The sequence below is a fragment of the Luteimonas sp. TWI382 genome, assembly GCF_039674545.1.
Classification (GTDB): domain Bacteria; phylum Pseudomonadota; class Gammaproteobacteria; order Xanthomonadales; family Xanthomonadaceae; genus Luteimonas.
Genome location: NZ_JBDJNS010000016.1, coordinates 41,683 through 64,230 on the forward strand (window position 1 = coordinate 41,683; position 22,548 = coordinate 64,230).

Below are 22,548 nucleotides of genomic sequence, written 5' to 3' on the forward strand. Positions count from 1 at the left end.
GCCCGCCCATTGGCTACAATGGGCGGCCCTGAATCACGGTTTGCCCGGACATGATCGTCCTCGAGGGCCAACAGGCCCTGTCGCCGTTCCGACGCGAGCGGCTTGAAGCGCGTCTGCAAGCGGTCTCGTCGGCGCTGCGCGTCGCCGACGCCTGGCACGTCTACTTCGTCGAGGCCGAACCGGGCCGCACGCCGGACGGCGCCACCCTGCGTCGCCTGCTCGAAGTCGATGCCGGTCCCGGGCCGGCGCGTGCACCGGATGCGGTGTCGCGCATCGTCTCGCCGCGGTTGGGCACGATGTCGCCCTGGGCGAGCAAGGCTGGTGAATTGCTGCGCGGCGCCGGGCTGCCGATTCACCGCGTCGAGCGCGGCCTGCGCATCGATCTGCTCGGCGGGTCCGGCTCGGCCGCAGAGCGCGCCGCGGTGGACAAGCTGCTCCACGACCCGATGACCGAGTCGTTGCTCGACGACGTCGACGCGGCGCAGGCGCTGTTCGCCGTGCCGCAGCGTGGCGTGCTCGAGCGCATCCCGCTCGACGCGCTCGAGGCGGCGAATGCACGGCTCGGCCTGGCGCTGGCCGACGACGAGATCGCCTACCTGCGCGAGCGCTTCGGCGTGCTCGGGCGTGCGCCCTCGGACGTCGAACTGATGATGTTCGCGCAGGCCAACTCCGAGCATTGCCGGCACAAGATCTTCAATGCGACCTGGACCATCGACGGCGAGGCGCAGCCGCAGTCGCTGTTCCGCATGATCCGCCATACGCACGCGCAGACGCCCGAGCACACGCTGTCGGCCTACAGCGACAACGCCGCGGTCGTGGAAGGCTATCCGGCGCGTCGCTTCCGGCCCGACCCGGTGTCGTTCGAGTACCGCAGCGAGCCGTTGCTCGACAGCGCGTTCTGCATCAAGGTCGAGACCCACAATCACCCGACGGCGATCTCGCCGTTCGCCGGTGCGGCGACCGGTGCGGGCGGCGAGATCCGCGACGAGGGCGCGACCGGACGCGGCGGCAAGCCCAAGGCCGGCCTGACCGGCTTCACCGTCTCGCACCTGCGCATCCCGACATTGCCGCAGCCCTGGGAGGGCGCGCGCGCGCTCAACCCGCGCATGGCGCCGGCGCTGGAGATCATGCTCGACGGCCCGCTCGGCGGCGCGGCGTTCAACAACGAGTTCGGGCGGCCCAACCTGCTCGGCTATTTCCGCAGTTTCGAACTGGCCGAGGGCGACGACGGGCTGCAGCGCGGCTACGACAAGCCGATCATGCTGGCCGGCGGCCTGGGCGCGATCGACCGCTCGATGGTCGAAAAGAAACGCCTGTCGCCCGGCGATGCGGTCGTGGTGCTGGGCGGGCCGGCGATGCTGATCGGGCTGGGCGGCGGCGCCGCCAGTTCCGTGGCCTCGGGCGAGAGCGCCGAGGACCTGGATTTCGCCTCGGTGCAGCGCGACAACCCCGAGATGGAACGGCGCTGCCAGGAAGTGATCGACCGCTGCGTCGCGTTGGGCGAGCGCAATCCGATCCTGTGGTTCCACGATGTCGGCGCCGGCGGCTTGTCGAACGCGATTCCCGAGCTGCTGCATGACTCGGGCGTGGGGGGCATCATCGATCTGGACCGCGTGCCCAGCGACGATCCGTCGCTGTCGCCGATGCAGCTGTGGTGCAACGAGTCGCAGGAGCGTTACGTCCTGGGCATTCCGCAGGACCGGGTCGACGAGTTCACCGCGATCTGCGCGCGCGAGCGCTGCCCGTTCGCGGTCGTCGGCGTGGCGACCGCCGAAGAGCATCTGACCGTCGGTTATGGCGTCCTGCCGCAATTGCTTCCCCCGCATGCGGGGGAAGGTGCCCGAAGGGCGGAAGGGGGCGGGGCCGCAAGCGGCGGCAATGAGTGGCAGCACCCGATCGACCTGCCGATGGACGTGCTGTTCGGCAAGGCGCCGAAGATGCATCGCGACAGCGCACGGCTGGCGCCGCACCGCTGGCCGGCCGTCGATACCCGCAGCATCGACCTGCACGAGGCCGGCCTGCGTGTGCTCGCGCATCCGACCGTCGCAGCCAAGCAGTTCCTGGTCACGATCGGCGACCGCTCGGTCGGCGGGCTGACCGCACGCGACCAGATGGTCGGACCGTGGCAGCTGCCGGTGGCCGACTGTGCGATCACGCTGTCGGATTTCGACGGCTTCACCGGTGAGGCGATGGCGATCGGCGAGCGCACGCCGCTGGCGCTGATCGACGCCGCCGCCGCGGCGCGCATGGCCGTCGGCGAGGCGATCACCAATCTGTGCGCGGCACCGGTGGAGACGCTGCACCGGGTCAAGCTGTCGGCCAACTGGATGGCCGCCGCCGGTCACCCCGGCGAAGACGCCCGGCTGTTCGATGCCGTGCGTGCGGTTGCGACGGAACTGTGTCCTGCGCTCGACCTGTCGATCCCGGTCGGCAAGGACTCGCTGTCGATGCAGGCGCAGTGGCAGGACGCTGCCAGCGCTTCCGCGTCGTCGAGCGATCCCTCGCAGATCGCCAACAACGTGACCCACAAAGTGGTCTCGCCGGTCTCGCTGATCGTCAGCGCGTTCGCGCCGGTGCCGGACGTGCGCACGCAGCTGACACCGTTGCTGGCACGCGCGCCGGGCAGCGAGCTGTGGTTGATCGGCCTGGGCGCGGGCAAGCAGCGGCTCGGTGGGTCGGTGCTGGCGCAGTGCTTCGACGCGTTCGGCGGGCCGTGCCCGGACGTCGACGATCCGGCCCGGCTGAAGGCGTTTTTCGAATTGATCAGCGAGGCCCGCGAGGCCGGCCTGCTGTTGGCCTACCACGACCGCTCCGATGGCGGCGCGTTCGCTGCCCTGTGCGAGATGGCGTTCTGCTCGCGGCAGGGGCTGGAGATCGACCTGGAAGGCTGGGGCGAGGCGCGCCAGCGCGATGCCGTGCGCACGCTGTTCTCTGAGGAACTGGGTGCGGTGGTGCAGATCGCGTCCGAGGACCGGGCCGAGTTCGCCGACCTGGTCGAGCGGCACGGGTTGATCGAGTGCGCGCAGCGCATCGCCCGGCCGACCTCCTCGCCGACGATTCGCGTCCTCGACGGCGAAGACCCGTTGGCCGAATGGAAATGGGAAGCGCTGTTCGACGCGTGGTGGTCGGTGACCCATGCGATGCAGTCGCTGCGCGACAATCCCGAGTGCGCGGACGAGGAGCGTGCTTGCGCACGCGATTTCGCCGCGCCTGGCCTGCGTCCGGTGCTCACGTTCGATCCGGCCTCGGCGCCGTACGTCGCCACCGGCGCACGTCCGCGCGTGGCGATCCTGCGCGAGCAGGGGGTCAACGGCCAGATCGAGATGGCCGCGGCCTTCGATCGTGCGGGCTTTGCCGCGATCGATGTGCACATGAGCGACCTCATCGAGGGACGTGTGGACCTGGCGACCATGCAGGGCCTGGCGGCCTGTGGCGGCTTCAGCTACGGAGACGTGCTCGGCGCAGGACGTGGCTGGGCCACCTCGGTGCTCGAGCGGGCGCAACTGCGCGACGCGTTCGCGGCGTTCTTCGAACGTGGCGATACCTTCTCGCTGGGCGTGTGCAATGGCTGCCAGATGCTGTCCCAGCTCAAAGCGATCATCCCGGGCACCGAGCACTGGCCGCGGCTGTTGCGCAACCGCAGCGAGCGCTTCGAGGGCCGTGTCGGCCTGCTCGAGGTCGTCGAGTCGCCGTCGCTGTTTTTTGCCGGCATGACCGGATCGCGCATTCCCGTCGCGATCTCGCATGGCGAAGGGCGGGTGCAGTTCGACGATGCGAAGGCGCGCTCCGCGGCGCGGGTCGCGTTGCGCTACATCGAGGGCGATGGCACGCCCGCGGTGCGCTATCCGGCCAATCCCAACGGCTCGCAGGACGCGATCGCCGGGCTGTGCTCGGACGATGGGCGCGTGACGATCCTGATGCCGCACCCCGAGCGCACCCCGCGCGCCGTCAACTTCAGTTGGGCCCCGGCCGATTGGTCGGACGCCAGCCCGTGGATGCGGATGTTCGACAACGTGCGCAGGTCCGTGGCCTGAACTGACGCGATTCGTCACTTTCGCGCAAACCTGTCCAGATCGGGACCCGGCCTATTGGCCGGGTCCCGTCGTCATGCACGCGCGTTCCCCTGTTGCCCACACCGGAGGTACGGTTCTAGAGCAGCCGTGCGCGGTGGAAAATGCCCATGAATTCAGTGTGTTGACGGTCCTGGCCGCTTCGGCTCGACGTCGACTGCAAAACGACCGCGAGGCGCCCCCTTCGTCACCCAACTGACCTCCTGCGGCAGTGCCCCTTGACGCGACGCGTCAGTCTGAGGAGAGTCGGCATCCGGTCGGTCGTTTGGGGACGATTCAAGTTGCGTACACTCGCCATTCATGAAGTTCGCGCTGCAAGGCGCAGTTCCGCGCCAGGCGCGGGTTCCCAGCCCCACTGAATTCCATCGCAAAGCCGCTCGGTCGATCGTCGACCTGCGGCTTTTTTTTCGCCCGTATTCCATCAGACCAACAAGCACTCCGAGGGGAAGCCGTATGAACCGGATCTATCGCAAGGTGTGGAACAAGTCGCTCGGCCAGATCGTCGTCGCCTCCGAACTGGCGACCGGCGACGGCGTCGGTGCGGCCATCGCCGTCGGTCGGAGCGCACGGCCCGCGCTGCTGGCGCTGGCGCTGATGGCTGCCATGCCTGCTGCCTGGGCACAGGTCGCCATCGGCGAGCTCGCCGAGTGCACGGTTGGCGGCGTGACCTACGAATGCATCGTGCCGGGGGGCGCGAGTGCTGCGGTGGGGGCGGTCGCCATTGGTGGTGCAGCGCAGGCGGGCGGTGTGACGTCCACCGCCGTGGGCACGCAGACGGTCGCCACCGGGTTCGCCTCGGGTGCCTTCGGCGCGTCGGCCCGCGCCACGGCCCTCCAGGCGCTCGCACTCGGTGCGAATGCACGCGCGATCGCCGCCGACAGTGTCGCGCTGGGTGCCAATTCGCGCGCGAACCGCGCCAATACGGTGTCCGTAGGTGCCGAAGGCGAGGAGCGCCAGATCGTCAACGTGGCCGCGGGCGTAGAGGCCACCGATGCCGTGAACCGCGCGCAGCTCGATGCCGTTGCCGCCGTCGCGGATGTGACTGCGCAGTACGTCGCGGGGACCGGCGAAGGTGCGGCGGCTGCCGACGGCGATGTCGCCTTCGCCGCCGGCTCGGATGCGACGGCCGGCGGTGATGGCAGCGTTGCCGTCGGCGCGGGCAGCAGCGCATCCGGGATCGAAGCCACGGCGGCGGGCTATGGCAGCGATGCGTCGGGCGAACTCGCGAGCGCGATCGGTGCCGAAAGCATTGCCAGCGGCGGTATGTCGGCCGCACTCGGCTTCCAGGCGGCGGCCGAGGGCGAGTGGTCGACCGCAGTCGGCGCGCTGGCGTCTGCGAGTGCACAGGAAGCCACGGCGCTCGGCAATGGCAGCGCGGCCAGTGGTGTCGCCTCGACCGCCGTCGGCACTGGCGCTGTGGCGTCGGCCGACAACAGCGTCGCGCTGGGCGCCAACTCGGTGGCCGATCGCGAGGACAGCGTCTCGGTGGGCTCTGAAGGTGCTGAGCGCCAGATCACCAATGTTGCCGATGGCGAGAACGTCACCGACGCCGTGAACCTGGGCCAGTTGCAGGAAGCGACGGCCTACAACCAGTACTTCCGTGCGACCGGCGACGGCGAAGCCTCCGCCGAGGGCGAAGACGCGACCGCGTCGGGCTCGAATGCGATCGCCGAAGCGGACTATTCGACTGCGGTCGGTTCGACGACCTATGCATCCGGCATTGGGTCTTCGGCCTTCGGCAGCGGCGCAAGCGCCAGCGGCCAGTACGCGACGGCGTCGGGCTACAACGCGGTCGCCGAGGGCGACTCGAGCACGGCCGTCGGCGGTTGGCTGTACTACGAGGATGAGAACGGCAACGTGTTGCTGGACCAGACCACGACGGCCAGCGAAGTCGGCGCGTCGGCGCTGGGCGCCGGTGCGCAGGCACTCGGTGCGTTCAGTACGGCCACTGGTGCGGCGGCGAACGCGACGGGCACGCAGTCGACGGCGCTCGGCTACAGCAGCAGTGCGGTCACCAACGGATCGAGTGCGTTGGGTGCGTTCTCTGAAGCAACCGGCGGCTTCGCCACCGCGGTGGGCTACAGCAGCGTCGCCAGTGGTGAGTACGGCTTGTCGGTCGGCGGCATCGCCGACTACGGTGCGTTGGTCTTCGGCTTCCCCGGTTTGATCCTGCAGGCGACCGAGGCCAGCGGCGTGGCATCGACCGCGCTGGGCAACGGCGCACTGGCAACCGACCTCGGCGCGACCGCGGTCGGTACGCTGGCCGAAGCGACCGGTGTGCAGACGACCTCGCTCGGTGCGCTGGCCTACGCGACCGCGGACGGCGCGTCGGCGCTGGGCAGCGGCAGCGAGGCCAGTGGCGTCGATTCGACGGCGATCGGCTTCCTGGCCGGTGCGTCGGCCGACAACAGCGTGGCCTTGGGTGCGAGCTCGGTGGCCGATCGCGAGAACAGCGTGTCGGTCGGTGCGGCGGGCAGCGAGCGGCAGATCACCAATGTCGCGGCGGGCGCCGAGGCGACTGACGCGGTCAACGTCGCGCAACTCGAGGAAGCGACCCAATACAACAAGTACTTCGCCGCGTCGGGTGGTGAGGACAGCGATAACGCCGCCTATGCGGACGGCGACTACGCCACCGCGGCGGGCGAATCGGCCCTGGCTTCGGCGCAGGGCGCGTCGGCGTTCGGCAGCGGCGCGTTCGCGCTCGGGGAGAATGCGACAGCGGTCGGCTTCAACGCCGTGGCCGATGGGCAGAACAGTGCGGCGTTCGGCGCAGGCGCCGAGGCGCATGGTGCGGCGAGCGTGGCGGTGGGGGGCAATGCTGTCGACGAGAATGGCGAGCCGCTGCTGACGCTCGGTGGGCAGCCGGTCGAGACCTCGGCCACGAGCGCAGGCGTGGCCGGCACTGCGGTTGGCGCAAGTGCGGAGGCCGCGGGCTTCGCGTCGTCGGCCTATGGCGTGGGCGCGTCGGCGCTGGGCGCGCAGTCGTCTGCGTTCGGTGCGATCGCCACGGCTTCGGCGGACTATGCAACGGCGGTCGGCACGCAGGCGATCGCCAGTGGTGCGAGCAGCGTCGCCGTCGGTGGGCCGGCGGATCTGATCCCCGGCCTGGGTCTGCTGGTCTCGACCCGGGCTTCGGGCGACGGCGCGGCCGCGTTCGGCAGCGGCGCGATCGCCTCGGGAACCAACGGCACCGCGGTCGGCACCCTCACCGAGGCCGAAGGCGAAGGTAGCGTCGCGCTGGGCTACTTCGCCTATGCGCCCGGCACCAATGCCGCCGCGTTGGGCGCCGAGTCGTGGGCCAGCGGCGAGAACAGCACGGCGGTGGGCTTCTACAGCACGGCCTTGGCCGATAACAGCGTGGCGCTGGGCGCCAACTCCACGGCTGATCGCGACAACACGGTGTCGGTCGGTTCGGCAGGTGAGGAACGACAGATCACCAACGTCGCCGAAGGTACCGAGACGACCGACGCCGTGAACCTGGGCCAGCTGCAGGAAGCCACGGCTTACAACCAGTACTTCCGTGCGACCGGCGACGGCGAAGCCTCCGCCGAGGGCGAAGACGCAACCGCGTCGGGCTCGAATGCGATCGCCGAGGCGGATTATTCGACCGCGATCGGCTCGACGACCTACGCCTCGGGCGTCGGGTCGTCGGCCTTCGGCAGCGGCGCGAGCGCCAGCGGCCAGTACGCGACGGCGTCGGGCTACAACGCGCTGGCTGAAGGCGACTCGAGCACGGCGGTTGGTGGCTGGCTGTACTACGAGGATGAGAACGGCAACGTGTTGCTGGACCAGACCACGACGGCCAGCGAAGTCGGCGCGTCGGCGCTGGGCGCCGGTGCGCAGGCACTCGGTGCGTTCAGCACGGCCACTGGTGCGGCGGCGAACGCGACGGGCACGCAGTCGACGGCGCTCGGCTACAGCAGCAGTGCGGTCACCGACGGATCGAGTGCGTTGGGTGCGTTCTCTGAAGCAACCGGCGGCTTCGCCACCGCGGTGGGCTACGGCAGCGTCGCCAGCGGCGACTACGGCCTGGCGGTCGGTGGCATCGCGGACTACGGCGACCTGCTGATCGGCTTCCCCGGTTTGATCCTGCAGGCGACCGAGGCCAGCGGCGTGGCATCGACCGCGCTGGGCAACGGCGCACTGGCAACCGACCTCGGCGCGACCGCAGTCGGTACGTTGGCCGAGGCGACCGGGGTGCAGGCGACATCGTTGGGCACACTGGCGTATGCGACCGCGGACGGCGCGTCGGCGCTGGGCAGCGGTAGTTCGGCCAGTGGAGTGGATTCGACGGCGGTCGGCTTCCTGGCCGGCGCATCGGCCGACAACAGCGTGGCGCTGGGTGCGAGTTCGGTCGCCGACCGGGAGGACAGCGTGTCGGTCGGTTCGGCGGGCAACGAGCGGCAGATCACCAATGTCGCCGAAGGCACCGAGACGACCGACGCCGTGAACCTGGGCCAGTTGCAGGAGGCGACCGCCTACAACCAGTACTTCCGTGCGACCGGCGACGGCGAAGCCTCCGCCGAGGGCGAAGACGCAACCGCGTCGGGCTCGAATGCGATCGCCGAAGCGGATTACTCGACCGCAGTCGGTTCGACCACCTACGCCTCGGGCGTTGGGTCGTCGGCGTTCGGCAGTGGCGCGAGTGCGAGTGGTCAGTACGCGACGGCGTCGGGCTACAACGCGGTGGCCGACGGCGACTCGAGCACCGCGGTTGGTGGCTGGTTGTACTACGAGGATGAAAACGGCGGCGTCGTGCTCGACAAGACGACAATGGCCATTGAAGTCGGCGATTCGGCATTCGGTGCAGGCGCGCAGGCGACTGGCGGATTCAGCACGGCCACTGGCGCAGCCTCGAGCGCGAGCGGTCTGCAATCCACGGCGACTGGCTACTCGAGTGAGGCTGCGGGCGACTACAGCGTCGCGAACGGTGGCTTCAGCGTCGCGAGCGGTCGAGGTGCCACTGCACTCGGATATGCGACAGAGGCATCGAACCAGTACGCCACGGCGGTCGGCTGGGGCGCGGTGGCCAGCGGTGCGGGCAGTACGGCGGTTGGCGGTATGGGAGATCTGGTGCCTGGCTTGGGCTTCCTGGTCCCAGCCGAAGCGGCTGGCACGGCTGCTTCCGCGTTTGGCTCGGGATCGGGTGCATGGAGCAACTACACCACTGCGATCGGCGCCCTGGCGCAGGCCGACGGGGTGGGCGCGACGGCGCTGGGCTACTTCGCCTATGCCCAGGCCGAGACTTCGACTGCGGTGGGTGCGCGGTCCTGGGGCAGCGGCGATCGTGCCACTGCGGTGGGCTACTACACCACTGCTGAAGGCGACGACAGCACTGCATTGGGCGTCAACGCGTTCGCATCGGCCGACAACAGCGTCGCGTTGGGCGCGAATTCGGTCGCCGACCGAGTGGACAGCGTGTCGGTCGGTTCGGAAGGCAACGAGCGTCAGATCACCAATGTCGCGGCGGGCACCGAGGACACCGATGCGGTGAATCTGGCGCAGCTCAATGCTGCCGCGGATGGCGCCCTGCTCGCGGGCCGCTACTTCCGTGCCACCGGCGACGGCGAGGCCTATGTCGAAGGTGAGGACGCGATCGCAGCAGGCTCGAATGCGATTGCCGAAGCGGACTATGCGACCGCGATGGGTTCGACGACCTATGCCTCGGGTGTCGGTTCGTCGGCCTTCGGCAGCGGCGCGAGCGCAAGCGGTCAGTACGCGACGGCATCGGGCTACAACGCGGTCGCCGAGGGCGACTCGAGCACGGCCGTTGGCGGTTGGCTGTACTACGAGAACGAGTATGGCGAGGTGGTGCTCGACCAGACGACGACCGCCAGCGAAGTCGGCGCGTCTGCCTTTGGCGCCGGTGCGCAGGCACTCGGTGCGTTCAGTACGGCCACTGGTGCGGCGGCCAGCGCGACGGGTGCGCAGTCGACGGCGCTCGGCTACAGCAGCAGTGCGATCACCGACGGATCGAGTGCGTTGGGTGCGTTCTCTGAAGCAACCGGCGGCTTCGCCACCGCGGTGGGCTACGGCAGCGTCGCCAGCGGCGACTACGGCCTGGCGGTCGGCGGCATCGCGGACTACGGCGACCTGCTGATCGGCTTCCCGGGCTTGATCCTGCAGACGACCGAGGCCAGCGGTGTGGCGTCGACTGCGCTGGGCAACGGCGCCTGGGCGACTGACGTCGGCGCGACTGCTGTCGGTACGTTGGCCGAGGCGACGGGTGTGCAGACAACGTCCGTCGGCGCGTTGGCCTACGCAACCGCGGATGGTGCCTCGGCGCTGGGCAGCGGCAGTTCGGCCAGCGGCGTCGACTCGACCGCAATCGGCTTCCTGGCCGACGCGTCGGCCGACAACAGCGTGGCGCTGGGTGCGAACTCGGTGGCCGACCGGGCGGATAGTGTGTCGATCGGCGCGGAAGGCAGCGAGCGGCAGATCACCAACGTCGCGGCGGGTACGCAGGCGACCGATGCGGTCAATGTTTCGCAACTCGAGCAGGCGACCCAGTACAACAAGTACTTCGCCGCGTCGGGCGGTGAGGACAGCGAAGGCGCCGCCCATGCGGATGGCGATTACGCGACGGCGGCAGGTGAGTCGGCGCTCGCGTCGGCGCTGGGGGCCTCGGCGTTCGGTAGTGGTGCACACGCGTCTGCAGCGAACAGTGTGGCCATTGGCTTCAACAGCTTCGCCGCAGCGGAGGGCGCGGTCGCAATCGGCGGCCTTGGCCAGGCTTACGACGAGTTCAACAGTCCGATCATGGAAGACGGCGAGGCTGTGCTGGTATCGACACAGGCTGAGGCGGGTGGCACTGCTGTCGGCTCGGGCGCGCTTGCGACGGGACAGAATGCCACCGCGTTGGGCAATGGTGCCCAGGCGCTGGGTGACAACAGCTATGCCGGCGGCGTGAAGTCGCGGGCCACCGGTAACTGGAGCACAGCCGTCGGTAGCAATGCTTGGGCCAGTGGCGACGATGCCACCGCGACCGGCGCTTACGCTTGGGCGACCGCCAACGGTGCCACGGCATACGGTACGTCCGCATGGGCGACGTCGGCGAATGCCTCGGCGTTCGGCTATGGCGCCTGGGCCGACGGATCAGGCGCGACCGCGTTAGGCATGGACACATGGGCCGATGGCCTCAACGCCATTGCTGTGGGACGTGGTGCGTTGAGCACTGCTGACCAGGCGATCGCGATCGGCGCGACGTCGCTCGCTGACGGCATTGGCGCGATCGTTGTGGGACGCGGCGCCTTAGGCCTTGCGGATGGCGGGGTAGCGCTGGGCTCCCGTGCCATGGTCGATGCCGAGGGCGGTCTCGCGCTCGGTGCCAACACCAGCGTCGTGTCCGAAGGTAGCGTTGCCCTCGGCGAAGGCGCACGCGCGGACCGGGCCGGCACAGTGTCAGTCGGTGCGTCGGCGGTGTGGACCGACGAGTACGGCGTCACGCATGAGGCGAGACAGCGTCAGATCACCAACGTCGCGGCCGGTACTGAAGACACCGACGCGGTGAATCTGGCGCAACTCAACAGCGTCGCCGACAGCGTCGGCAACCTGGCTGAGACTGCGTTGGTGTACGACGACGAGAGCAAAGCCCGAGTCACGCTGGGGGGGGGCGATGGCACGGTGATCGGTAATGTCGCGGCTGGCGAGGTCGCTGCCGACAGTTCCGAAGCCGTTAACGGCAGCCAGTTGTTCGAAACCAACGAGCGCGTCGGCATCGTGGAAGGTCGTGTTGACGCGCTCGACGGGCGTATCGGCGACATCGAAGGCGTCACTGCGAACGCGGTGACCTTCGACGACGCCGATCACGGCTCGATCACCTTGGCCGATGAAGGCACGGTGATCTCCAACGTCAAGAACGGCGACGTCTCGGCGACGAGCACCCAGGCGATCAACGGAAGCCAGCTTCACGGTGCGATGCAGTCGGCGGCCGACATCTTCGGCGGTGGTGTCACGATGACGGCCGCCGGCACGCTGAGCATGCCGAGCTACGCGATCCAGGGCGCCAGCTACACCTCGATCGGCGACACCTTCGCTGCACTCGACAACCAGATCACCGAGCTCAAGACGCGTGTGGGCCAGGTCGAGACGGTGATCGAGTCCGGCGCCGGCACCAATGACCAAGTGGCGGTGGGCGGCGATACGCCGGCGACGATCGCCGACGGCTCCAACGGTGTCGCGGTCGGTGACGGTGCCCAGACCGGGGGGCAGAATGGCGTGGCGGTGGGTGGCGATGCCTACGCGCATGGTCCCAACGACACCGCCATCGGCGGCAATGCCAAGGTGTACGCGGACGGCAGCACGGCGCTCGGTGCCAACACGACGATCACCGCCGAGGCGACCAACGCAGTGGCTGTCGGTGAGGGTGCGAGCGTGAGCGCGGCGTCGGGTACGGCGCTGGGACAGGGGGCGTCGGTCACTGCGGAGGGGGCGGTGGCGCTGGGACAGGGTTCGGTCGCCGACCGCGCCAACACCGTCTCGGTCGGCAGCGCGGGCAATGAGCGTCAGATCACCAACGTCGCGGCCGGTACCGCTGCGACCGACGCGGCCAATGTCGGCCAGGTCAACGCAGGGGTCAGCGAGGCGAAGGCCTATGCCGACACCACCGCGACGCAGGCGGTGGCCACGTCCAAGGCCTACACCGACCAGAAGTTTGCGACCTGGAACGACAGCTTCGAAACGTTCAAGGGCGATGTCGATCGCCGGTTCTACGACACCGAGCGTCGCATCGACCGTCAGGGCGCGATGGGGGCCGCGATGTTGAACATGGCCACCAGCGCCGCCGGCATCCGCACGCAGAACCGCGTCGGCGTCGGTGTCGGCTTCCAGGGCGGCGAGAGCGCGCTGTCGCTCGGCTACCAGCGCGCGATCAGCGAACGCGCCACGATCACCGTGGGCGGTGCGTTCAGCGGCGATGAGAAATCCGTGGGTGTGGGCGCCGGCTTCGGCTGGTAATCCCGCGGGGACCGGTGGGCTTTGCCCGCCGGTCCGCGGTTCGATGGCATCGGGGCCACCTGCTGCCATCCATGCGACGTCCGTCGGGGCGGCGGCCTTGTGCTGCCGTGCCGACGCTTCCGAGGTCCAAAACTTCAACGAGGGTCCAAAATGAAGAACAGCATCATCCCCAGCGCCCTGGCCATCGCGGTCGGTGCGGTGCTCGCCACCGGTGCCGTCCATGCGGGCAAGACCCAGCGCCCGTCCGACAAGGCGGGGGCCGAGGTGCCATTGCAGCAATCGGACGCGACCCCGATCCGACGCTTCATCGTCGAGTATCGGGATGGCGCGCGGGAGCGGCAGGACCAGCAGGCAGCGGTTGCGGGTGTGCGTACCGCGCTTGCCCGCTCGGGCATCGTGCGCGGTGCCACCAAGGCGAACAACGTGCAGTACCTGCGCACGCTCGCGACCGGGCATCAGGTGATGCGCCTGGCCCAGGGCGTGGACCGTGTCTCCGCCGAAGCCCTGATGCGCCAGATCGCCGCCGATCCGAACGTCAAGTCGGTCGCGCCAGACCGTCTGCGCCAGATCGCTGCCGCGCCGGTGCAGCCAGCCTACGTCCCCAACGATCCGGGGCTGGAATGGCAGTGGCACATGCTCGCGCCCGACGGCACCGTGACCGGCGATGGCGGCCCCAACCGCGGCGGCGTCAACGCGCCCGCCGCGTGGGACCTCACGGACGGCGACGGCATCACGATCGCGGTGCTCGACACCGGCATTACCGAACACCCCGACATCGACAGCTCGCTCGGCGATGCCGGCTACGACTTCATCTCCGACAAGCTCGTGTCTGGCCGCACCACCGATGACCGCGTGGCGGGCGGTTGGGACCTGGGTGACTGGACGATCGGCTACCCCGGCGCGGAGACCTGCCAACAGCGCAACAGCAGCTGGCACGGCACCCACGTCGCCGGGACCGCCGGTGCGCAGCGGACCGACAACGGTGTCGCGGTCGCCGGCGTTGCCTACGGCGCCAAGATCCTGCCGGTCCGCGTCCTTGGCCATTGCGGTGGCTACGATTCGGACATCGTCGACGCCATCATCTGGGCGGCGGGCGGAGACGTGGATGGCGTGCCGGCCAATGCCAACCCCGCGCATGTCATCAACCTGAGCCTGGGCGGCACCGGGGCCTGTTCGGCAGCCGAGGCCGACGCGATCGCGCAGGCGAATGCGCTCGGCGCAACCGTGGTGATCGCCGCGGGCAACAGCAATGCCGACGTGGCGAACTTCTCGCCGGCCAACTGCCCGGGCGCGATCGCAGTCGCCTCCAACGGCATCACCAGCCGCCGTGCCTACTACTCCAACTACGGCACCGGCATCGACATCTCGGCACCGGGCGGCGGCGTCTACGCCAACGACGGCAGCTCGGGTACGCAGATCGAGGACGGCTTCGTGTGGCAGGCCAAGAACCCGAGCACGACGACGCCCACGCCGCTGGCCAGCATCACCGGCGCGCCGACCTACGGCACCGCCGGCACCTCGCAGGCCTCGCCGCACGTCGCTGGCGTGGTTGCGCTGATCCAGAGCGCGCGCCTGGCCGCTGAGCTGCCGCTGCTCACCCCGGAGGAAGTGCTCGATGTGCTCAAGCGCACCGTCACGCCCTTCACGGTGGCCCCGTCGACCAGCCAGCCGATCGGCCCGGGCATCGTCAATGCCGGCGCCGCGGTGCTCAAGGCCATCGAGCCGCCGTGCGATCCGGAAGTCGAGAGCTGCGCGCCGGATTCGACGCCGATCAGCAATGGCGTGCCCATGCGCAGTCTGGCGGGTACGGCGGGCAGCGAGACGCTGTACTCGATCGAAGTGCCGGCTGGCGTGACCGGCGCGCTGACGATCACCACCAGTGGTGGCAGCGGTGACGTCTCGCTCCATGTCAGCCTCGACGAGGCGCCGGCACAGACCGGGACCTGGAACTCGACGCGTCCGGGTAACACCGAGACTGTCCGGATCAATCGGCCAGCCGCGGGCATCTACTACATCAAGCTGGCCGGCACGCGCGCCTACAGCAACGTGACTCTGCAGGCGAAGTTCACGGCGCCGGCTCCGGTGGTTTAAGACCGCCGCCGCACCCGCAAGGACGCGGGTGCGGTCCACCATTCGAGCCCGCGGCCAGCCGCGGGCTTTTTGCGGCGCTTTTCCCGAATCAAGGCGGGCGTTGGCGTTCACTTCGGATGAGTGGCGCAGGGGCCGCCCACCCGAAAAACCGGGGTCAGAGTGCAATTTCGCCTGGCGAAATTGCACTCTAACCCCGGTTCTGGACGCGTGCGGCCCGACTTCGGGCGGATGCGGAGTCGCCCACGGAAGGCGTCGCGCACGGTCGGCCTCTCTCTGTGCGTGTAGCGGGCGGGCCCGAGCGGTACAGGCCGCATCTGGGATACTGTCGCGCCAGGTTCCCGCCCAGATCGCCATGTCCAAACCTTCCGGTCCGCGCCGTTCCCCGGTCGAGAAAGCCGCCCGCCGCGCGCAGGGTACGCCGATCCATGCGCAGCTGCGCGACGGCGATGGTCGCGTGTTGGCCGGTGCGACGCTGGAAGACGGCGAGTGGACGATGGTGCTCGCCGGTCGCCCGGTGGCGAGTACGCCGAGCGCCGCGATGCTGCTGGCGATGCTGCGCCACACCGCCGCGGTGCAGGGGCGGGCCGGTGTGCGGACCCGGCTGTCGGTTTCCAAAGTTCTCGACGCCGCCGCGTGCGCGGAGGCGCAGGCGGCCGGTCGCACGCTCGCCGCGCACCTGGACTGGCTCGAGGCCGAGCGGCGGACGCGCAACGACCCGGCGCCGGCCGTGCATTGAACGCGAGCGCCCGGCACGGCCTGCTGAACGATGAACCGTGCAGGCGATGTCGAGGGCGCCGGCGGTCGTCGTCGCTATCATCCGCGGCTCGTCCGTTCGGTACGCCTGCGATGGTTCGCTTCCGTCTGTTGCCCGCCCTGGTGTTGTTGCCTGTCGCCGTCGTGTTGCTGGCCGGCTGTGGGCGCAACGTGCGCGAGGACGTGCCATTCATGGGCGAATCGTTCGATGCCGACGACATCTACTCGCGCACCTACGCCCTGCCGCCGGCCCAGGCCTGCAGCGCGGCCCGGTTGGCATTGCTCGGGCAGGGCTACGCGGTCGGCAAGGCAGGAGATGACGCGGTCGAAGCGACCAAGAACTTCCAGCCCGAGGACGAGGTGCACACGCAACTGTCGGTGCGCGTGTCGTGCGTGCCGCGCGGCAGCGACCGGACGTTGCTGTTCGTTAGTGCGCTGCTCGACCGCTACGTGCTGCGCAAGAGTTCGAACTCGGCGAGCCTGGGCGTCGGTGCGCTCGGCTCGTTGTCGGTGCCGATCGGCAGTCGCGAAGATTCGCTGGTGCGCGTGGCCAGCAGCACCGTGCAGGATGCCGGCTTCTACCGCCGGTTCTTCGAGCGGGTGGGCTACTACGTCCCGAGTCCAGCGAACGAGGGCCGCCGCCCGCCAGCGGCCCAGGACGGCGAGGATCCGCCCCCCGACGATCTGCACCGCCCGGCACGGGACGACGCGCCGCGCTGAGCCCCGGCTGCGACCGAACTGCTACAGTCGCCCGGTCCATCGCCGCTGGGGTCGTGTCTGGTGAATGCCGTGCTGGAGGGGTCCGAGGCGTCGTCCGCTGCGCCGGAGCTGCGGGTCATCGCGCGGCTGCGCGACAACGGCCGGCTCAAAGACGTCGATCTCGCCCGTGCGCAACGCTTGCACGCCGAGGCGGGGGGCAGCCTGCTGGGGCTGTTGGCCCGGCTGGGCCTGGTGTCCGAGCGCGACCATGCTGAAGCCTGCGCTGCGGAGTTCGACTTGCCGCTGTTGGCCGGTCGCGAGTTGCCCGACGAGCCGCCCGAGCTGGCAGAAGGCGCGACGCCGCTGTCGGTGCGCTTCCTGCGCCAGTTCCACGTGCTGCCGATCGGCGAGCAGGATGGCCGCCTGCGTCTGTGGATGTCCGATCCCTTTGATGCTTACGCACGCGATGCGGTGCGCCTGGCGACCGGGCGCGAGCCGGTGCCGGCGGTGGGCCTGCGTTCGGAAATCGACGATGCGATCGAGCGCTGGCACGGCCAGGGGCGCAGTGCGATGGGCACGATCGTCGAGTCGGCCGACGGCGAGGGCGGCGGCGATGTCGACGATGTCGAGCACCTGCGCGACCTGGCGTCCGAAGCGCCGGTGATCCGGCTGGTCAACCTGGTGATCCAGCGCGCGGTCGAGCTGCGCGCCTCCGACATCCACATCGAGCCGTTCGAGAGCCGGCTCAAGGTCCGCTACCGCGTCGATGGCGTGCTGATCGATGGCGAGAGCCCGCCGGTCAATCTGACCGCCGCGGTCATCAGCCGCATCAAGATCATGGCCCGGCTCAACATCGCCGAGCGTCGCCTGCCGCAGGACGGACGCATCATGCTGCGCGTGCAGGGCAAGGAGCTCGACCTGCGCGTGAGCAGCGTGCCGACCGCGCACGGCGAGAGCGTGGTGATGCGTCTGCTCGACCGCGAGACGGTGGTGTTCGACTTCCAGCGGCTGGGCTTCGACGGCGAATTCCTGCCGCAGTTCCAGAAGGTGCTCGACCAACCGCACGGCATCCTGCTGGTGACCGGTCCGACCGGCTCGGGCAAGACGACGACGCTCTACACCGCGCTGTCGCAGCTCAATACGCCGGACGTGAAGATCATCACCGTCGAGGACCCAGTCGAGTACCAGATCGAGGGCATCAACCAGATCCAGGCCAAGCCGCAGATCGGCCTGGACTTCGCCAATGCGCTGCGCTCGATCGTGCGCCAGGATCCGGACATCATCATGATCGGCGAGATGCGCGATCTGGAGACCGCGCGCATCGCGATCCAGTCAGCACTGACCGGACACCTGGTGCTCAGCACGCTGCACACCAACAATGCCGCCGGCGGCATCACCCGCATGCTCGACATGGGCGTGGAGGACTACCTGCTCACGTCCACGGTCAACGGCATCCTGGCCCAGCGCCTGGTGCGCCGGCTCGAACCGACCCACGCGGTGCGCTATGCGGCCTCGCCCGAGGAGATCGAGCGCTTCGAGCTGCGCCGCCATCAGCCCGAGGGCGAGATCCACCTCTACCGACCGGGTCCGTCGGCCGCGGCGCCGACCGGCTACCTGGGACGCACGACGATCGTCGAGTTCCTGGTCATGAACGACGAGATCCGGCGCGCGGTGATGCGCCATGCGGGCATGGGCGAGCTCGAAGACCTCGCGCGCCGCGCTGGCATGCGCACGATGTACGAAGACGGCATCGCCAAGGCCCTGCGCGGGCTGACGACGATCGAGGAAGTGCTGCGGGTGACGGAGGAAGCCTGATGCCGTACGAATCGCACAGCACCGACCGCCATACACCCAGCACGATGCGATGACCCTCTATCGCTACAAGGCCCTCAACACCCGCGGCGAAGTGCTCGACGGCACCATGGATGCCGCCAGCGAGGCCGAGGTCGCGCTGCGGTTGCAGGAGCAGGGCCACCTGCCGGTGGAGGCGCGTCCGGCGAGCGAAGCACGCGGACTCGGCGACTGGCGGGCGGCGTTCAAGCCCAAGCCGTTCTCCGGCCAACGGCTGGTGCAGTTCACCCAGCAGCTTGCGACATTGCTGCATGCCGGGCAGCCGCTCGACCGCGCCCTGACGATCCTGCTCGATCTGCCTGAGGAACCGGAGGCCAAGCGCACGATCACCGAACTGCGCGATGCGGTCCGCGGTGGCGTGTCGCTGTCGACCGCACTCGAGCGCCAGCACGGCACCTTCTCGCGGCTGTACGTGAACATGGTGCGCGCCGGTGAGGCTGGCGGCAGCCTGGAGGACACGTTGCAGCGGCTGGCCGACTATCTCGAGCGTGCGCGCGCCTTGCGGGGCCGGGTGGTCAACGCGCTGATCTATCCCGCGATCCTGATCGTCATGGTCGGCGCCTCGCTGATGTTCCTGCTGGGCTACGTCGTGCCGCAGTTCGCGGCGATGTACGACAGCCTCGATGCCGAGCTGCCGGTGTTCACGCGTTTGGTGCTCGGCGTCGGCAGCTTCGTGCGCGACTGGTGGATCGTGCTGTTGATCGTGCCGGTGGTCGCGGCCTACGCCTTCGCGCTGAAGCTGCGCGACGCCCGGTTTCGCGCGCGCTTCGATGCCTGGCTGCTCGAGCGCCGCTTGGCCGGTCCGCTGGCCGCGCGCATCGAGACCGCACGGCTGGCGCGGACGCTGGGCACACTGCTGCGCAACGGCGTGCCGCTGATCACGGCGCTGGGCATCGGCCGCAACGTGCTGGGCAACCTGGCGCTGGCGGCCGATGTCGAGGCGGCGGCTGCGGAGGTCAAGAACGGCGTCGGGCTGTCGTCGGCACTCGCGCGCGGCGGCCGGTTCCCGCGATTGGCGATCCAGATGGTCCAGGTCGGCGAGGAATCGGGTGCCCTCGATGCGATGCTGATGCGCACCGCCGACACCTTCGATCAACAGACCGGGCAGTCGCTCGACCGCATGCTCGCGGCCTTGGTGCCCGCGATCACGATGCTGCTCGCCCTGGTGGTGATGGTGGTGATCCTGGCGGTGCTGGTGCCGATCTACGACCTGACCAGTGTGATCGGGTGAAACGCCGCCCCTCGTGATGGGGATTGGGTGATTGGAAGCAGCGGATCATCTCTGCACACGTTGCAACGACGGATCACGCGGTGTCGATCACCGCGTGCTGCGCGGCCGCGCAGCACGCGCAGGCTCACGCCAGCGCAGCCACAACAGCACGGTCGCGGCGCCTGCGCTCGCCACGCCCCACAGGCCGACGGCGCCTTGCGCCGGGCCCCAGAGATGTACGCACAACGCGGCGGCGAGCGTGAGTGCGAATGCACCTGCCCCGCGCAATGCGCGCCGCCGCGCAGGCGCGAGCGGGCCGCCGAGCACCGCAGCGTGGTGGCGGTCCATCGCCAGCGCCAGCGCCGTGAAGCCGGCAGCTGCGAGCAAGATGGCCAGCACGACCTGTGCGCCGTTCATGCCGGCACCTGCGCATCGCCGACGCGCGCGCGCCGTGGCGGTCGTACGGGGGCGCGGCGCGCGTGGCGATCGACTGCCCAAGCCATCCAGCCCAATATCGCGCCAAGGACCAGGAGGCCGATGTCCATCGTCGCCATCGCCGTGTCGCCAGCGGCGAGATTGGCGAACAGCCCGTGGCGTGTTGCGATCAGGTTGTAGACCGGCAGCGCTGCGAACAGCAGGGCGCCGACCGCCAGTTGCTCGCGCCAGGCCGCGACCGGCCGGCGCACGCAGGCGTGCAGCACGCACGCCAGCCAGAACAGGAAGAACAAGTGGATCTCCCATTGCGCACGCTCGGCCATGCCGAAGGGCAGCAGCCGGTTGGCCCAGAAGAACACCGCCATCGCGGCCGGCAGGCCGGCGACGAAGCCGATGTTGAGCGATTCGACCAACCGGAAGCCGACGTGCGGGCGTGCCGGGTCGGGCAACTGCGCGCGCCGTTTCACCGTCCACAGCACCAGCCCGCTGGCGACCATCAGCGTGCCGGCCAGGCTCGACAGGAAGAACAGCCAGCGCATGGTCATCGGTGCGAAGCGCGCCGCATGCAGCCCGACCATGCCGTCGCGGGTGTCGGCCGCCGCGCCTTGCGGCGGTGTGCGCCAGACGAGCTCGCCGCTGGTGCCCGAGAATGCGATCGATTCGAAGTCATAGATGATGCGCGAATCGGTACTGCGCGAGGCCACGACCTGCGCGGCGGCATCGCCGGGCAGGTCGATGCGTAGTGTGTCGACGCGGTCGGGCTGCCAGTCGGCGGCCGCGCGGACGCGCATCGCCTCGATGTCGCCCAGCGGCGCCGGCGTGCCGCTGCGCGTCACGGTCGGCGCCTGCGGGAACAGTTCGGCGTAGAACGCCTGCTCGTCGGCGTAACGGGCATCGACGCCGAACGGCATGTACAGCGCCATCAGCGTGATCAGGCCGGTGTAGGTAATCATCAGGTGGAACGGCAGCGCCAGCACCGCCAGCGCGTTGTGGCCGTCGAGCCAACTGCGCTGGCCCTTGCCGCGGCGGAAGGTGAAGAAGTCGGCAAAGATCTTGCGGTGGGTGACCACGCCGCTGACGATCGCCACTAGCATGAACATCGCGCAGATGCCGGCCAGCCAGCGCCCCCACAGCACCGGCATGTAATGCATGTCGAAATGCAGCCGGTAGAAGAAATCGCCGCCGCGGGTGTCGCGGACCGCGACCGCGTGGCCATCGGCATCCAGCCAGGTGCGCGAGGCGTATGCCTCGCGGAAGGACTGCCCCGGCATGCGCCACGATACCTGGGTGCCGGTGGTGCGCGGCCCGGGCAACTGCACGGTCCACGCGTCCGCGCCCTGGGCGTGCGTTTCCAGCCAGGCCAGCGCCTGGCGAGTGGCGGTCGCGGCCTCGACCGGCGCGCCCAGTTCGGGCGTCATCCAGCGGGTGATTTCTTCGCGCCAGTACGCGCTGGTGCCGGTCAGGAACATCGCGTAGAGCACCCAGCCCACCAGCAGGCCGCTCCAGGTGTGCAGCCAGGCCTGCGACTGGCGAAAGCCGCGGCTCATGCCGGCGCCCCGGTCAGTGCGACGACCGTGCCCGCCACGCCCGCGATGCCGGCCAGCCACATGCCTGCCCGCAGGCCGTCGCGCGCAGCGAACGTGGCCATCACGCCGGCCGCGAACAGCACGAACGACAGCAGTGTCGCCGTCACCGCGGCCGACAGCGCGCTGCCGGGCCACAGTCGCGCGATCGCCACGACCAGCAACGCGGTGGCCGCGTAGTTGCCGGGTACTGCGACCAGGACGCGGCACAGCACGTCCAGGCGGACGGCGATCGGCGTCCGGTCACGTTGGGCGCGGGCGGTCGGGGAAGCGGGGGTGGGCATTGACGGTGTCGGGCTGGGCGGCGATGGCGATGATATCAAATGCGAATCATTTGCAACTAGGTGGGCGAGCAAGGCGGTGGCCCCGATCGTGCCGATGCCGGCTTCCCGGTCGGTCGTCCGTGCGGCATACAATCCGGACTCGATCCCAAGACGAGGCAGCGTCCCATGCACCACTCCCTCCGATCGCGTCGCGGGGTCCGCAAGACGCAACAGGGCGGTTTCAGCCTGATCGAGATCATCCTGGTCGTCGTGCTGATCGGCGGCATCGTCGCCTTCGCCGCGAGCCGGATCCTGGGCGGCGGCGACCGCGCCCGGGTCAACCTGGCCAAGGCCCAAGTGCAGACCCTGGCCGAGAAGGTCCACCAGTTCGAGATGGACACCGGCCGCTTGCCCAACGCCCTGAACGACCTGGTCGTCCAGCCCGGCGATGCCGGTGGCTGGCTCGGGCCGTACGCGAAGGAAGGCGAACTCCGCGACCCCTGGAACACCTCCTACGAATTCCGCGCGCCGGGCGACGGCCAGCCCTTCGAGATCGTCAGCTTCGGCGCCGACCGCAAGCCTGGCGGCGACAGCGTCAACGCCGATATCCGCTACGAATGATCCCGCGGCGGCCGCGA

At 69.5% G+C, this 22,548-nt stretch carries 11 protein-coding genes; 8 read left to right on the forward strand and 3 right to left on the reverse strand.

Annotated features, from left to right (window positions below):
* The first annotated feature begins 50 nt into the window (after nucleotides 1-50).
* From purL to ABE505_RS11410, 7 genes are all read left to right on the forward strand, one after another.
* The gene (gene purL / locus ABE505_RS11380; RefSeq protein ID WP_346442938.1) at nucleotides 51-4,034 is read left to right on the forward strand and encodes a phosphoribosylformylglycinamidine synthase; all 3,984 of its coding nucleotides are present in this window, start codon (nucleotides 51-53) and stop codon (nucleotides 4,032-4,034) included.
* Between the two features lie 489 nt (nucleotides 4,035-4,523).
* Nucleotides 4,524-13,025: an ESPR-type extended signal peptide-containing protein gene (locus tag ABE505_RS11385; protein ID WP_346442940.1), complete on the forward strand. Its 8,502-nt coding sequence runs from the start codon at nucleotides 4,524-4,526 to the stop codon at nucleotides 13,023-13,025.
* Between the two features lie 150 nt (nucleotides 13,026-13,175).
* Nucleotides 13,176-15,116, forward strand: a complete 1,941-nt coding sequence (locus ABE505_RS11390; RefSeq protein WP_346442942.1) for a S8 family serine peptidase — start codon at nucleotides 13,176-13,178, stop codon at nucleotides 15,114-15,116.
* Nucleotides 15,117-15,468: 352 nt separating this feature from the next.
* A complete protein-coding gene (locus ABE505_RS11395; RefSeq protein WP_346445716.1) occupies nucleotides 15,469-15,852 on the forward strand; it encodes a hypothetical protein in 384 nt (127 codons plus the stop codon).
* A 110-nt stretch (nucleotides 15,853-15,962) separates the two neighbouring features.
* A complete protein-coding gene (locus tag ABE505_RS11400) occupies nucleotides 15,963-16,589 on the forward strand; it encodes a DUF2242 domain-containing protein (RefSeq protein WP_346445714.1) in 627 nt (208 codons plus the stop codon).
* 60 nt (nucleotides 16,590-16,649) lie between these two features.
* Nucleotides 16,650-18,383 (forward strand): type II secretion system ATPase GspE, encoded by a 1,734-nt coding sequence (gene gspE / locus ABE505_RS11405; RefSeq protein WP_346445713.1) that lies wholly within the window; start codon nucleotides 16,650-16,652, stop codon nucleotides 18,381-18,383.
* Nucleotides 18,384-18,432: 49 nt separating this feature from the next.
* Entirely contained in the window at nucleotides 18,433-19,650 is a 1,218-nt protein-coding gene (locus tag ABE505_RS11410) for a type II secretion system F family protein (RefSeq protein WP_346445712.1), read from the forward strand.
* 87 nt (nucleotides 19,651-19,737) lie between these two features.
* Here the strand turns inward: ABE505_RS11410 and ABE505_RS11415 are convergent, their stop codons facing one another.
* The 3 genes from ABE505_RS11415 to ABE505_RS11425 are packed head-to-tail and all read right to left on the reverse strand — an operon-like array spanning nucleotide 19,738 to nucleotide 21,931.
* A complete protein-coding gene (locus tag ABE505_RS11415) occupies nucleotides 19,738-20,046 on the reverse strand; it encodes a DUF3325 domain-containing protein (protein ID WP_346445710.1) in 309 nt (102 codons plus the stop codon).
* On the reverse strand, nucleotides 20,043-21,611 hold the full coding sequence (locus ABE505_RS11420; RefSeq protein WP_346445708.1) for a PepSY-associated TM helix domain-containing protein: 1,569 nt from the start codon (nucleotides 21,609-21,611) through the stop codon (nucleotides 20,043-20,045). The genes ABE505_RS11415 and ABE505_RS11420 overlap by 4 nt, the downstream gene beginning before the upstream one ends.
* On the reverse strand, nucleotides 21,608-21,931 hold the full coding sequence (locus ABE505_RS11425) for a hypothetical protein (protein ID WP_346445707.1): 324 nt from the start codon (nucleotides 21,929-21,931) through the stop codon (nucleotides 21,608-21,610). Before ABE505_RS11425 ends, ABE505_RS11420 begins: the two co-directional genes overlap by 4 nt.
* Nucleotides 21,932-22,096: 165 nt before the next feature.
* On the opposite strand from ABE505_RS11425, the gene gspG reads away from it, so the two are divergent.
* The gene (gene gspG / locus ABE505_RS11430) at nucleotides 22,097-22,531 is read left to right on the forward strand and encodes a type II secretion system major pseudopilin GspG (protein WP_346445705.1); all 435 of its coding nucleotides are present in this window, start codon (nucleotides 22,097-22,099) and stop codon (nucleotides 22,529-22,531) included.
* The last annotated feature ends 17 nt before the right edge of the window (nucleotides 22,532-22,548 follow it).

Excerpts from the sequence above, each read along its gene's own strand:
- ABE505_RS11390 (WP_346442942.1), top strand. The coding sequence starts at position 13,176 with ATGAAGAACAGCATCATCCCCAGCGCCCTGGCCATCGCGGTCGGTGCG.
- purL (WP_346442938.1), top strand. The coding sequence starts at position 51 with ATGATCGTCCTCGAGGGCCAACAGGCCCTGTCGCCGTTCCGACGCGAG.
- ABE505_RS11420 (WP_346445708.1), bottom strand. The coding sequence starts at position 21,611 with ATGAGCCGCGGCTTTCGCCAGTCGCAGGCCTGGCTGCACACCTGGAGC.
- ABE505_RS11425 (WP_346445707.1), bottom strand. The coding sequence starts at position 21,931 with ATGCCCACCCCCGCTTCCCCGACCGCCCGCGCCCAACGTGACCGGACG.
- ABE505_RS11385 (WP_346442940.1), top strand. The coding sequence starts at position 4,524 with ATGAACCGGATCTATCGCAAGGTGTGGAACAAGTCGCTCGGCCAGATC.
- ABE505_RS11415 (WP_346445710.1), bottom strand. The coding sequence starts at position 20,046 with ATGAACGGCGCACAGGTCGTGCTGGCCATCTTGCTCGCAGCTGCCGGC.
- ABE505_RS11400 (WP_346445714.1), top strand. The coding sequence starts at position 15,963 with ATGGTTCGCTTCCGTCTGTTGCCCGCCCTGGTGTTGTTGCCTGTCGCC.
- ABE505_RS11410 (WP_346445712.1), top strand. The coding sequence starts at position 18,433 with ATGACCCTCTATCGCTACAAGGCCCTCAACACCCGCGGCGAAGTGCTC.
- gspG (WP_346445705.1), top strand. The coding sequence starts at position 22,097 with ATGCACCACTCCCTCCGATCGCGTCGCGGGGTCCGCAAGACGCAACAG.
- ABE505_RS11395 (WP_346445716.1), top strand. The coding sequence starts at position 15,469 with ATGTCCAAACCTTCCGGTCCGCGCCGTTCCCCGGTCGAGAAAGCCGCC.